The sequence below is a fragment of the Kitasatospora sp. NPDC094028 genome (genome assembly GCF_049543595.1).
In the GTDB taxonomy this organism is placed as follows: Bacteria; Actinomycetota; Actinomycetes; order Streptomycetales; family Streptomycetaceae; genus Kitasatospora.
This window is the reverse complement of the sequence record NZ_JBMVFA010000024.1, coordinates 49978-61726: the sequence shown is the minus strand read 5'-3', so window position 1 is coordinate 61726 and position 11749 is coordinate 49978. Positions and strand designations below refer to the sequence as shown.

10 protein-coding genes and 1 pseudogene are annotated in these 11749 nt (G+C 77.5%); 7 read left to right on the top strand and 4 right to left on the bottom strand.

Annotated features, from left to right (window positions below; genetic code table 11):
- Positions 1-32 precede the first annotated feature (32 nt).
- Positions 33-2873 (bottom strand): DUF7824 domain-containing protein, encoded by a 2841-nt coding sequence (locus tag ACPC54_RS28915; protein ID WP_498968960.1) that lies wholly within the window; start codon positions 2871-2873, stop codon positions 33-35.
- Positions 2870-4255: an SWIM zinc finger family protein gene (locus ACPC54_RS28910; RefSeq protein WP_498968959.1), complete on the bottom strand. Its 1386-nt coding sequence runs from the start codon at positions 4253-4255 to the stop codon at positions 2870-2872. Before ACPC54_RS28910 ends, ACPC54_RS28915 begins: the two co-directional genes overlap by 4 nt.
- 137 nt (positions 4256-4392) lie before the next feature.
- Here ACPC54_RS28910 and ACPC54_RS28905 point away from each other — a divergent pair, with 137 nt between their 5' ends.
- Complete coding sequence (locus ACPC54_RS28905) at positions 4393-5358, top strand: acyl-CoA thioesterase (protein WP_498968958.1); 966 nt, start codon at positions 4393-4395, stop codon at positions 5356-5358.
- A gap of 102 nt (positions 5359-5460) precedes the next feature.
- On the top strand, positions 5461-6111 hold the full coding sequence (locus ACPC54_RS28900; protein ID WP_498968956.1) for a TetR/AcrR family transcriptional regulator: 651 nt from the start codon (positions 5461-5463) through the stop codon (positions 6109-6111).
- Between the two features lie 11 nt (positions 6112-6122).
- Here the strand turns inward: ACPC54_RS28900 and ACPC54_RS28895 are convergent, their stop codons facing one another.
- Positions 6123-7262, bottom strand: coding sequence for a sulfite oxidase (locus tag ACPC54_RS28895; RefSeq protein ID WP_498968955.1), 1140 nt, complete (start codon positions 7260-7262; stop codon positions 6123-6125).
- 325 nt (positions 7263-7587) lie between these two features.
- On the opposite strand from ACPC54_RS28895, the gene ACPC54_RS28890 reads away from it, so the two are divergent.
- The 5 genes and pseudogenes from ACPC54_RS28890 (at position 7588) to ACPC54_RS28870 (ending at position 9563) form a co-directional block, all read left to right on the top strand.
- Positions 7588-8370: an alpha/beta fold hydrolase gene (locus ACPC54_RS28890; protein WP_498968953.1), complete on the top strand. Its 783-nt coding sequence runs from the start codon at positions 7588-7590 to the stop codon at positions 8368-8370.
- Positions 8371-8426: 56 nt separating this feature from the next.
- Positions 8427-8798, top strand: a complete 372-nt coding sequence (locus tag ACPC54_RS28885) for a MerR family transcriptional regulator (protein ID WP_498968951.1) — start codon at positions 8427-8429, stop codon at positions 8796-8798.
- 117 nt (positions 8799-8915) lie between these two features.
- A complete protein-coding gene (locus tag ACPC54_RS28880) occupies positions 8916-9113 on the top strand; it encodes a hypothetical protein (protein ID WP_498969040.1) in 198 nt (65 codons plus the stop codon).
- Positions 9041-9259: pseudogene (locus tag ACPC54_RS28875) on the top strand (BCCT family transporter); the annotation flags it as partial. The gene ACPC54_RS28880 and the pseudogene ACPC54_RS28875, both read left to right, overlap by 73 nt.
- Before the next feature lie 121 nt (positions 9260-9380).
- Complete coding sequence (locus tag ACPC54_RS28870; RefSeq protein WP_498968949.1) at positions 9381-9563, top strand: hypothetical protein; 183 nt, start codon at positions 9381-9383, stop codon at positions 9561-9563.
- 284 nt (positions 9564-9847) lie between these two features.
- On the opposite strand, the gene ACPC54_RS28865 is transcribed toward ACPC54_RS28870, so the two are convergent.
- A complete protein-coding gene (locus ACPC54_RS28865) occupies positions 9848-11698 on the bottom strand; it encodes a DUF2398 family protein (protein WP_498968947.1) in 1851 nt (616 codons plus the stop codon).
- Between the last annotated feature and the right edge of the window lie 51 nt (positions 11699-11749).

The window sequence follows — 11749 nt, the reverse complement described above, 5'->3', positions numbered from 1 at the left end:
ACCCTAGGCCGCGAGCGGCGCCCGGCCCGGGATCACCCCGCGAGGAGGTCGCGCAGCGTCCTCGCCTCCTTGACCGCCCGGGCGGAGCCGGTGCGCTCCGCGAGTGCCGTCACCTCGGCGACCGGTCCGCGCGCGCCGCTGCGGCGGGCGCAGTCGGTGGCGAGGGCGAGCAGGTCGCCGAGGCCCCGGGTGGTCGGCTCGGCGGCGGCGAGCAGGCCGGGCAGCGCGGCCCGGAGCACCGACCACGCCGTGCGGTGCGCCCCGGTCCCGGCCGCCAGGGCGAGGGCCGCGGCCAGCCGGCCGGCCTTGACGGTGCCCCAGGCGGTGAGTTCGCCGAGTTCGCGCCCGAGCAGTTCGGCGTCCAGCTGGCCGCAGGCGGCGAGCACCAGCAGGGCGTCGACGGCGCCGGTGCGGTCCTCGGCGTGCCGGGCGCCGAGCCCGTAGGCGAGGGCCAGGTGCAGGGCGAGCCCGGCCGGGCCGCCGGATTCGGCGAGCAGCGGCAGCAGCCGGCCGGGGCCGCGTTCGTCCCGGTCGGCGCCCTGGGCGAAGTGGTCGAGCCAGCGGGCGGCGAGTTCCTCCCGGTGCCAGGGGAGCATCGCGGCCCAGTGCGCCGGGAGGCCCTGCAGCCAGAACCAGTCGTCGCCCAGGCGGGCCCGGGCGACGCTGGGCTCGGTGGCGGCGAGCAGGCCCCGGAACTCCGGGGCGAGGTGTTCGGCGGCCGAGCCCTTGGGCGCGGCGTCGAGGCCGGGCTGGGCGACGGCCGTGCGCCGCAGGTCCTCCCACCAGCGCTCCTCGTAGCGGTGGCCGCTCCTGGAACCCCGGCCGGGGGCGAACAGGACGCGTTCGCAGGGCTGGGCGGGCAGCCCGCCGGTGCGCAGCCAGTGCGCGAGCCACCGCCCGGCGGGCGAGGCCAGCTCGTCGGCGGCGCGCAGCGCCTCGGCGCCCCCGGCGTCGCCGCCGTTCGGCGGACCGACCCTGAGCAGGGCCGCGGACAGGTCGGCCGGCCCGGGCTCCACACCCGCCGCCTCGTAGCCGGCCAGCCGCTCGACCAGCACGCGGGGGGCGAGGGCGCCGGTGGCGTCGGTCGGGGTGGCGAGCAGGTACGGAGGGCGGGTCGCGGTGACCTGCCAGGCGGCCTCCTCCAGCCGGGCGCCGAGCGCGCTGCCGTACACGGTGTCGTCCGAGTCGCGCAGCGGGGAGCGGCCGGTGCCGTGCCGGGCGTCCCACAGCCGGCGCGGCGGTATCTCGCCGGCGAGCGCGGCGACGACGTACAGCACGTCGGCGGGTGTGCAGTCCCCCCAGCGGCTGCCGCCCTGCCACCGGTGGATCCGCCGGACGGGTTCGAGCGCGGCGAGCAGCCCGTCCCGGTCCCGGTGGGCGTGCCGGACGAGGCCGTCCAGCACCCGTTCGAAGGCGGTGACGCCGGGCACGTCGACGGCGAGCAGCGCGGAGAGCTCCTCGGCGAGTTCGGCCGCCGAGTCGATCGGCGGCCCGAGCGGCTGCGGTGCGGGGACGGGCGGCAGCAGTTCGTCCGGGTCCGCCGCCGGGGCGTCGGCGCCGACCGGCGCGCCGAACAGTTCGCCGGCGCGGGGGTGGTGCACGGGGTTCAGCAGTTCGGCGGCCTGCCGCAGGTCGGGCAGCACCGCTTCGCCGGCCGCCGCGAGCTGACGGGCCACCACGTTGAGCGCCCGTTCCTGCACGCCCGGGTCGGGGTGGCCGAAGGCGTCGGCGGCGGCGAGGGCGGCCGGGCCGGCCCGCTCGGGCGAGCGCCGGGCGGCCCGCTCCAGCCAGCCCAGCTGGGCCCGGACGAGCTTCTTCTCGCTCCGGAACAGCACCACCGCCGAGGCCTCGACCAGGACTTCGGGCTCGATCAGCCCGGCCTCGTCCAGCCCGGCCAGCACCTCCTGGGCGTGCCCGGCGAGCGTGGACGGCCCGTCCAGCAGCGCCAGGACGTCGCGCACCCGCGCCGCGTACTCCTCGGGTGTGGGGGCGAGGGCGCGCAGCACCTCCAGGAAGGCCCGCTGGTCGCCCGGCTTGCCGCCGCGCAGCAACCGGGCCAGGCAGCGGTCGACCAGGGCGGTGCGGTCCAGTTCGCCGGTGGCGGCCAGTTCGGCGATCGCCTCGGGCCAGACGTCTCCGGGGCGGGGGCTGCGCCGCCTGGTCAACTCGTACGAGACGTCGGCGAGTTCGAGGACCACGGGGAGCAGAACCGGAGTGAAGGCGTCGGCCCGCAGCTGCTCGGCGAGCGTCGGGCGCGGCCCGGAGTCGGTGAACGCCTGGACGAACCAGGCGCGGACGAAGGTCTCGCTGCGCGGCACCGGGCAGCCGGTGCGCCGCATGACGGCCGCGACCAGCCGGTAGTAGGGCCACCAGCCCCCGGTGCGGTCGGAGCGGTCGGCCAGCCGGGCGGCCACCTCGACCTGCCAGTCGGCGGGCTGCGCCTCGACCATCCGCGCCAGCTCGGGGCCGCCTGCCCAGTCGCGGGCGGTGAAGTCGCCGCCGGCCAGCCAGGTGGCGGCCCCGGCCGGGCCGGGGTGGCAGCCGGCTCCGGCCAGCATCAGGGCGTGCCGGGCGGCGAGCCCGTCCTTCGACCAGTCGTCGCGCAGTTCCTTGCGCAGCGCCTTGAGGGCGGGCAGGGCGGCGCGGCGCTGCGCGCGGTCCATCGCGTCGACCAGCGCGGGCACCCGGGGCACCCGCCCGCCGCGGACGGCGGCCAGCAGCCGCTCGACCCGGTCCTCGGCCGCGGCCGCCGCCCGCACCACCGTCGTCGTCGCGTCCGTCACGGCCGCCACCCCCGTCTCCGTCACCGTCTCCGTCACCGTCGCGCCCGTCACCACAACCCCCGCCACGCTCTCCACCGTCGACCCGCTCATCCCCGTGCCTCCACCCCTGCCGACCCCGGCCCCGCCGCCTCCCGCGCCATCGCGACGGCCAGCACGTGCTTGCACGGCCCGCGCCCGCCCCGGTACTTGGCCCACCACAGGCAGGTGCAGCCCGCCCGCCCCGCCGCGTCCGTGCGCACCCGCTGGAGGTGGTCGCCGACCGTGACGGCGGCCGTGGCGCCGCCCTCCTCGAACCGCACCGCGCCCGCCGCGACCAGCTCCCGGGCGGCCCGCAGCCGCGGGTTGGCCGCCTCGGCGCGCCCGGCGTCGTACGGGAGCTGCCGGTGGAAGTGGGCGGCCTCGGCGGCGTCGTAGCCGATCTGCCCGGCGGTGCCGAGCCGGGTGAGCGCGGCGCGGACGCGTTCGGCGGAGATCCCGGCCTGCTCGGCGAGTTCGGCGATGTCGATCCGCGGCTCCCAGGCGAGCAGCACCGCGACCAGTTCGGCGTCCTGCTCGACGGTGCTCCCGGCGAGCGCGGTGAGCACGCCGCCCTCGCCGGAGAAGCCGCGGGAGGCGTCCGGCGAGAGGGTCAGGGTGAGCCGCATGCCGGGCAGCACCACCTCCCAGGCGGAGGCGGCCGGCGCCGCGGCGGCCGGCGGCCCGTAGATCCGCAGGGCGAGCGCGTGCCGCAGCACCCTCCGCAGGGCGACCAGCCGCTCCGGCCCGGGCAGGCAGACCGCGCCGGGCACCGGGCGGGTGGTCGGCCGCAGCGTCCGCCCGGCGGGGACGACCCAGCCGGTGGCGCCGCGGCCGCCGCGCGGCAGGGCGCGCAGGAAGCGGACGGCCTCGGCGGCGGGCAGTTCGGCGCGCAGGTCGAACCCGGCGGCGACCACCTGGGTCTCGGCGAAGCCGCGCAGCCAGCGCTCCGGCAGCGGCACCTTCCTCTCCACCAGCGGCCCGTCGAAGCCGGTGACCTCCAGCGCGTCGGGCCCGACCGCGAGGTGCAGCGGATCGGCCGGGCCGATCCTGGTCAGCGCCTCCCGCAGCGGGTCGTTGACGTCGACGTTGGTGGTGCCGTGGCCGATCTCGTCGCCGTCCAGCCCGGCCCGGAGCACGTCGAGCCGGGCGTAGACGCCGCAGCAGCCGGAGAAGGACTCGAAGCGCAGCCGGTCCCCGTTGGCGGTGACCACCGGGTCGAGCGAGGCGCGCCGCTGCGGCTGGTGGTAACGGGCGGCGGCGACGTCCGCGACGGCGAGCAGCGCGGCGGCGGCCGGCGCCGGGTCGGCCAGGAAGCCGGCGAAGAAGCGCGGGTTGGCCGCCGCACCGAGCGGCGTGGCGCCGCCGGAGGTGGCCAGGTCGAGCCGCCGGCCGCCGGCACCGTCCAGGACGGCCGACGGGCGCAGGTAGGCGTACGCGTGTGCGGATTGCGTCATGGCGAGCACGCTAGGTGAGGGGTCCGACAATCCGGGGCGCCGGTCTCGAACTGGAACAGGTTCTATCCGCCGTCCGGCCCCCGCCCGCGTTACCCAGGTCACACCACGGCGTCGCCGGTCTCTGCCACTATGGGCGCGTGACCGACCTGACCGAGCAGCACGTCCGCACCGACCGGGCCACCGGCTCCTTCGCCGGCCTGCTGGATATCGAGCAGCTGGACGAGAACACGTTCCGCGGCCGTTGCCACGCCGGCGCCCCGATGCGCGCCTTCGGCGGCCAGGTCGCCGCCCAGGCGCTCACCGCCGCCGGCCGCACCTGCGCCGCGGACCGCGCCGTGCACTCCCTGCACGGCTACTTCCTGCTCCCCGGCGACCCCACCGAGCCGATCGAGTACGAGGTCGAGCGGATCCGCGAGGGCTTCTCCTACACCACCCGCCGCGTCACCGCGCTGCAGCGGGGAGCGGCGATCTTCACCCTCTCCGCCTCCTTCAAGAACGCCGAGCCGAGCACCGACCGGCACCGCGAGATGCCCGAGCTGCCCGACCCGGAGAGCCTGCCGGACGCCTTCTCGCACTGGGGCGGGCAGCCCCGCACCGCGATCGGCGACGGCGGCCCCGACACCGACGTCGACGGCTTCCGCGACCTCGACCTGCGCTTCGTCCCGGCGGACGCCCCGGGCGTGCCGCCGGCCGTGCCCGGCATGCCGCAGCAGTTCGTCTGGCTGCGCATCGCCTCCCCGCTGCCCGGCGGCGACCCGCTGCTGCACGTCTGCGCCCTCACCTACCTGTCCGACCTCACCCTGGCCTCCACCGCCGGCCTGCACCAGCAGCCGAACTTCCTCCAGCGCACCGAGCCGCCCCGGCTGATGATGGCCTCGCTGGACCACGCGATGTGGTTCCACCGCCCGTTCCGGGCCGACGAGTGGCTGCTGTTCGCCCAGCGCAGCCCGTCCTCCTCGGACGGCCGGGGCCTGGCGCTCGGCGAGTTCTACGACCGGGACGGCCGGCTGGTCGCCTCCGCCGTCCAGGAGGCGCTGATCCGCGAACTGCGGCAGCGGCCGCGCCGCCGGCGGGCCGGGGAGGGCTCCGACGACCCCCGATGACCTCCCCGGACGCCCCCGGGCGCCGCGGTGACCGCCCGGCGAACGGAAGGCGGCCGGTCGGCGTCATACTCCTGAGCGGCCCCGGCCCGTATCATGGTGCGGGTGACCAAGGTTGACCTGTCACCACGGCCGGTGGAGGCGATGTCTCCACGTCAGCTCGAACGCCGCGACAACCTGATCGCGGCCGCGCTCGCCCTGGTGAACGAGATCGGCGTCGAGCGGCTGCAGATGAAGCAGGTCTGTGAGCGGTCCGGAGTCGCCCTGGGGACGGCGTACCGCTACTTCTCCTCCAAGGACCACCTCCTGGCGGCCGCGATCGCCGAATGGCACCGCCTGCTGCTGGCCGACCTGGTGGCCGAGCTGCGCGGGCCACGCGCCGGGCTCGGCGCCACCGACCGGGCGGTCCGGTTCGTCCGGGGCGGGATGCGGGCCTATCAGCGGCAGCCCGAACTGGCTCTGCTGCGCGTCGCCGTCGCCGCCTCCACCGACCCCTTCGCCAGCGAGGCGCTGCAGGGCATGGCCCGGGCCGACAGCACCGCCCTGCAGGCGGTGACCGCCGAGGTGCCGGCGGCGGCCAGCGACCTCGTGCGGCACATCGTCGCGCACGCCTGGCAGGGCGAGCTGACGGCCTGGGTGACCGGCCGCACCACGCTCGGGGACGCCAGACGGCGACTGGAGGACGTGGTGCGGCTGGTGCTGGCCCCGTACGAGACGCACTACCCGGCCCCGTACGAGGTCCAGTCCACCGGCTGAGCGCCGGCCCGTCAGACCACCGTCACCGGGTGCGCCACCACCGCGCCGAACAGGTAGCCCTCGCGGTTGAAGGGCGCCCGCTCGGGCTGGGTGGTGCCCCGGAGGTCCGTCGCGCGGGCGCGCAGTTCGTACCGGCCGGGCCGCTCGGGGCGCCAGTCGAAGCTCCAGCGCGTCCAGTCGTCGGCCCGCGCGGGCTCGTCCGGCTCGTCCGGCTCGGCGCGCCGCCAGGTCCGGCCGCCGTCCGCGCTCACCTCGACCAGGCGCCCCGGGGCCGTGCCGGACCAGGACCGCCCGTGCAGCCGGTGAACGCGCCCGGCCTCCAGCCGCGCGCCCTCGGCCAGTTCGAACGCGGACTTGACCACCTGGGCGGTGAGCGGGGCGCCACCGCCGGGCGGGTGCGCCGGGCCGAACATCCGGTAGAAGTCGGTGTTCCACGGCGAGTGGAGCGGGTGGTCGGCCACCTCGATGCTGCCGACCCACTTGATCGAGGCCACGCCGACCCAGCCGGGCACCACCAGCCGCACCGGCGCGCCGTGGTCGGGGGTCAGCGGCTCGTCGTTCATCTCGTAGGCGAGCAGGGCGTCGTCCAGCGCCTTGGCGATCGGCAGCGGGCGGCGCACCGGGCCGTAGTTGGTGCCGTCGACGACGTAGTCCGCGTCCAGGCCGGTCGGCAGCACGTCCACCGCGCCGCCGGTCAGCCCGGCCGCCCGCAGCACCTCGGCCAGCCGCACGCCCCGCCAGAGCGCCGAGCCGATGCCGCCGAGCGCCCACGGCGTGCCCGGGACGGGCTGCCCCTGCTGGCGCCGGAAGAAGCTGCGGCCGTTGCCGGCGCACTCGATCAGCGCGCCGAGGCGGGTGGACGGCAGCGCCCGCAGGTCGTCGAGGCCGAACTCGACGGCGTTCCGGGGCGCGGGGGCGCCGCGCAGGCCGGTCCCGAACAGCCGCAGCCGCCAGTCGTCCGGGTCGATCAGCGGGGTGCCGGTGTGGTTGCGGACGAAGAACCGTTCCACCGGGACGTGGTGGCCGACGGCGGGTCCGCCGTCGGCGTCGCGCAGGGCCTCCCAGCGCATCTCGGCGTTGGTGTCGTGCGGGACGAACCACGCGGCAGGCAGTGGTTTGACGATTCCGGGCACGTTGACGATTCCGGGCACGGGCCTGGGCACCTCCTCGGCGGCCACCCGGCCCGGGGCGCGAACACCGGCGCGGCCGACGCGGGCACAGGGGGCGCCCCGGCGGCGGAGCGCAACGGCATCCGGACGACACCGTCCGAATGGCGCTCCCGACCCCAGCGTAGGCGCTCCGGCGCGCTACGTGACCAGGGCCTCCGGGCGGAGCCCGCGGCTTGACCTTCTCACCGGTGTGAACTCCTAGCGTTCCCGGTGCCGGCGGGGGCCCGCCGATCACCGCCGATCCGCCGCCGGCCACCCGTCACCCGCCGTTCGCCGTTCGCCGTTCGCGATCCACCGAGGAGCACCCGTGCCGTCCACCACCACCGCCCGATTCGCCCCGCTCGCCCGGATCGTCCGGGGCAGCGGCCCCGGCCTGCTGCTCGCGCACGGCGCCGCCGGCAGCGCCGCCGGGAACTGGAGCCCGCTGCTGCCCGACCTCGCCGCCCACCGCACCGTCGTCGCCCCCGACTACCCCGGCTCCGGCGACAGCCCGTACGAGCCGGGCGAGCCCACCCTGGACGAGTACGCCGACCGGCTGGTCGCCGCCGCCGACGACGAGGGCCTGGCCACCTTCGACCTGGCCGGCTTCTCGCTGGGCGCCGCGGTCGCCGTCCGGATCGCCACCCGCCACCCCGAGCGGGTCCGCTCGCTGCTGCTCATCGCGGGCCTGGCCGGCGGGTCGGCGCGGCAGAGCGCGCTGTCCGAGCTGATGGTGCGCCTGCGCGACCGGCCGGCCGAGCTCGCCGACCTGATGCTCACCGTCGTCTTCGGCCACAGCTGGGTGGACGCGCTGCCCGCCGACGCTCTCGCCCAGCTGCGGCAGGCGCTCAACTCCCCGCAGCCGGACGGCTTCCCGCAGCAGTTCCGGCTCGGCGCCCGGACCGACGTACGCGCCGACCTCGGCTCGGTCGCCGTGCCCACCACCGTCGTCGGCGCCACCGAGGACATGCTCGTGCAGACCGCCCAGCACCGCCTGCTGGCCGAGGGCATCCCCGGCGCCCGCTACGTCGAACTCCCCTGCGGGCACCTGCCGATGGTCGAGGCACTGCCCCAACTGCGGGACGTCGTCCTGGACTTCCTGAAGAGCTGAACCACCGGACGGCCGCGGCCGGGAACACCCCGGCCGCGGCCCGCGTTCGCCCCGTCATGCGCATCGGAGAACTCGCCCGCCTGACCGGGGTGTCCGCCCGCCTGCTCCGCTACTACGAGGAACAGGGCCTGCTCCGGCCCGCCCGCACCGCGGCCGGCTACCGCGAGTACGGCGAGGAGGACACCGTCCGGGTGCGGCAGATCCGCAGCCTGCTCGCCGCCGGGCTGCCCACCCGGATCATCGCCGAGGCCCTGCCCTGCGCCACCGGCCCGGTGCCCGCCCTGGTCGCCTGCCCCGACCTGCTCGCCACCCTGCGCGGCGAACTCGCCGACCTGGACGCCCGGATCGACGACCTCACCCGCAGCCGCCGGGCGCTCTCCCGCTACCTGGCCGGCGCGCACCCGCCCGGCGAGGAGCACGCGGCCTGACGGGACGTAGGTCCCGACCCTCGGCTCCCCCGGCGCGCCCTGCACCCGCTCACCGCGCGAACTGGACATAGTGCGACATACCACTTGAACCCGCGATCATGTCGAGAGGTCCACCCGATGAGCAGCCAGCCGCCGCAGATCGACCAGCGCGTGAAGGAGCCCGACGAACCCGCCGGCACCCTCCCCACCGACCGGGCGGTGTTCGGTGTCAGCGCCGTGCTCGTCCTCGGCGTCGCCGCCGCCTCCTCCTCGCCGGCGGACTCACCGCGCTCCAGAACGCCACCATCCTGGTCGCCCTGCCCTTCGTCGTGGTGATGCTGCTGCTGTGCGTCGCCCTGGTGAAGGAACTCCGCGAAGACCCGGCTGCCGGCCCCTCCCGCCTCCACCCCGCGCACGGCCTACGCGACGCCGTCCGGGTCGCCGTCGGCGAAGCCCTCGCCGAACGCGGAACCCGCCGCTGACCTGGGCATACGCCCCACCCCCCACCGGGGTGGGGCGTATGCGGCCAACCGACGCCCAACCCCCGTCCGGACTTCACCCGCGCGTACCGACCGTTCACACCGCCCTGGAACCCTCCCTGTCATGAACGCCATCCCTCAGGCGCCCGACCAGGAACCGCGCTTCCCCCTGCCCCAGCGCCACCGCCGCCTGCTCGCCTGCACCGCCGTCCTCGCCTCCATCGCCCTCGGCACCTTCGGCGTCGGCGCCACCGTGGAGACCGTCCGGCACGGCACCGCGACCACCGCCGCCACCGCGAGCAAGTAACCGGCCCGCCCGACCCTCCCCGGCACCGCCGTCCCACCCGGACGCGGTGCTTTCGCCTTTCCGGCGCCGTTTCCCCGCCGCCCTCGGCACTCGGCACTCGGCACTCCCTGACGCTCCGGCACCGCCCGCGCGTACGACCGCAGGGAACGACCGGCCCCGGGAGGGACGTTGGGCCAGGTGCGGCACTGGGGACGGCGCGAAGGCCACGCGAGGGCCGGGACGAGGACGAGCCGAGGGGGACGGGCGCCGCCGGCGCGGCGGCGGGTGACCACCCGCGCGGGGCCTCAGGGGTGGGGGCGGTCGCGGGGGGTGGGGATGGTGGGGGCCGGGCGGGAGTGGCGGCCGGTGCCGGGGGCGGGGTGGAGGTCGGGGGCCGGGGCGTAGCGGGCGGCCGGGGGGCGCAGGAGCCAGCTGGGCGGGCGGGTGTCGCGGGGGGCCGGGGCGAGGAGGCCGAGGCGGTGGAGCAGGTCGAGGGCGTCGCGGCGCAGGGCGGTGCGGTCGGCGAGGTAGCGGGAGGGGAGGCCGTACTCGTCGGCGACGTCGCCGAGGGCGCCGTCTATCAGCGCGTCGGGAATCGGCACGTCGCCGTCCGGGACTTCGCCGGGCAGCGGGCGGACCTCCTCGACGAGGCACTCGACCAGCAGCAGGGCGGCCTGGGCGAGGGCCCCGGAGCCGGGGAGGGCGAGATCGGTGAGCTCCTCGGCCGGGTCGAGGAGGGCGACGCCCTCGGCGCGCAGTTCGGTCTCCAGGCCGAGGAATTCGGCGAGCGCGGCCGGGCCGCTGAGCCGGTGCTCGTGCAGCCAGTCCCGGCGGTCCTCGGGGAGGTCGGCGGCGAGCACGGCGGGCGTTTCGGCGAGCAGGCGCCGTACGGCGGTGGCGGGTTCGGCCTCGGCGGCGCGGCGGATGAGGTCGGCGGGGCCGTCCGCGAGGGCGGGCGGGCCGGCCGGGACGGCGCGGGCGAGTTCGCGGTCGACGGTGAGCGGGAAGGCGGTGTCGGCCGGGTCGGCGGGCAGGTCGCCGAGGACCTGCCAGTCGGCGAGGGCGGCGAGCGCCATCGCGAGGTCGGCCGGGGCGGCGGTGAGGTCGGGGGCCGCGGCGCGCATCGCGTCGAGCAGCCGCCCGTACCGCAGTTGTTCGGGGGCGTCGACCAACAGGGCCAGTGCGAGGGTGAGTTGGGCGTAGCCGGCCGGGGTGAACGGGGCACCGGTGGCGGGGTGTTCGAGGCGCCGGGCGGCGCCGGACCCGAGACCGGCCTTGCAGAGCCGGGCGTGCCAGGGGCCGACGACGAGGCGGTAGCCGAGCAGGGTGTCGAAGCGCTCGGTGAGCCAGTCGCGGTGACGGCGGATCAGCGGGAAGCCGTCGGCGTGCGGGCCGGAGGCGGTGACCAGCGGGTGGGCGAGCAGCAGCCGGGCGGCGATCCGGCGTTCGGCCTCGGGCAGGCCGGGGGTGCCGTCCTGGCCGGAACGATCCTGCGGGCCGGTGCCCGCGCTCCCGCCGAGGACCGCGGTGCCCGCGCCGGCCGCGCGGCCCCGCTCGGGCCTGCGGTGCCGACCGGGCCGGCCGGGCTTGGCGCCTGACCGGACGACGGGCAGCGCGGCGGCGTCGCGCCGGGCGCGGCGCAGGCCGCCGGCGGTGCGGGCCTCGCGGGGGCGCCGGGCGGCGTGGGCGGTGGGGCCGTGCCACCAGCTGACGTCGGAATCGGCGGGCGACTCGGCGGGGGCGCCGAAGTGCCGGGCGGGGTAGAGGCCGAAGGACGCGGTGCAGAGGTCGTCGGCGGTGCCGGGCGCGGCGGCGGCGAACCAGTGGGCGAGCCGCAGCAGGCCCGGGTCGGGCGAGAGCTCGGGGTCGGCGTCCCGCGTCGCGGCGGCATCGCGTCCGGCGGCGTCACGTACGGCGGTGCCTGGTCCGGCGGTGCCGGGTACGGCGGCGTCACGTACGGCGGCGTCAGGGCGGGCCGGGGGCGCGGCATCGGGTGTGCCGTCAGCGCCGGCCCCGGCCGGGCGGCCCGCCGCGTCGCGAACGGCCGCTTCGCGTACGGCGACGGCGGCGTCGGTGGCCCCCACCCCGCCCGTTCGCCCGTCCGGCCGACCGGCGGCCACCCGGGTGGCTCCGACCGCGTACTCCTGCTGCTCCATGTCGAGGTCCAGACTAGACGGTGGCCGGGTCACCCGGTGGCAGCAACCGGG

Excerpts from the sequence above, each read along its gene's own strand:
- ACPC54_RS28880 (WP_498969040.1), top strand. The coding sequence starts at position 8,916 with ATGAGCAGCCAGCCGCCGCAGATCGACCAGCGCGTGAAGGAGCCCGAC.
- ACPC54_RS28915 (WP_498968960.1), bottom strand. The coding sequence starts at position 2,873 with ATGAGCGGGTCGACGGTGGAGAGCGTGGCGGGGGTTGTGGTGACGGGC.
- ACPC54_RS28910 (WP_498968959.1), bottom strand. The coding sequence starts at position 4,255 with ATGACGCAATCCGCACACGCGTACGCCTACCTGCGCCCGTCGGCCGTC.
- ACPC54_RS28865 (WP_498968947.1), bottom strand. The coding sequence starts at position 11,698 with ATGGAGCAGCAGGAGTACGCGGTCGGAGCCACCCGGGTGGCCGCCGGT.
- ACPC54_RS28870 (WP_498968949.1), top strand. The coding sequence starts at position 9,381 with ATGAACGCCATCCCTCAGGCGCCCGACCAGGAACCGCGCTTCCCCCTG.
- ACPC54_RS28885 (WP_498968951.1), top strand. The coding sequence starts at position 8,427 with ATGCGCATCGGAGAACTCGCCCGCCTGACCGGGGTGTCCGCCCGCCTG.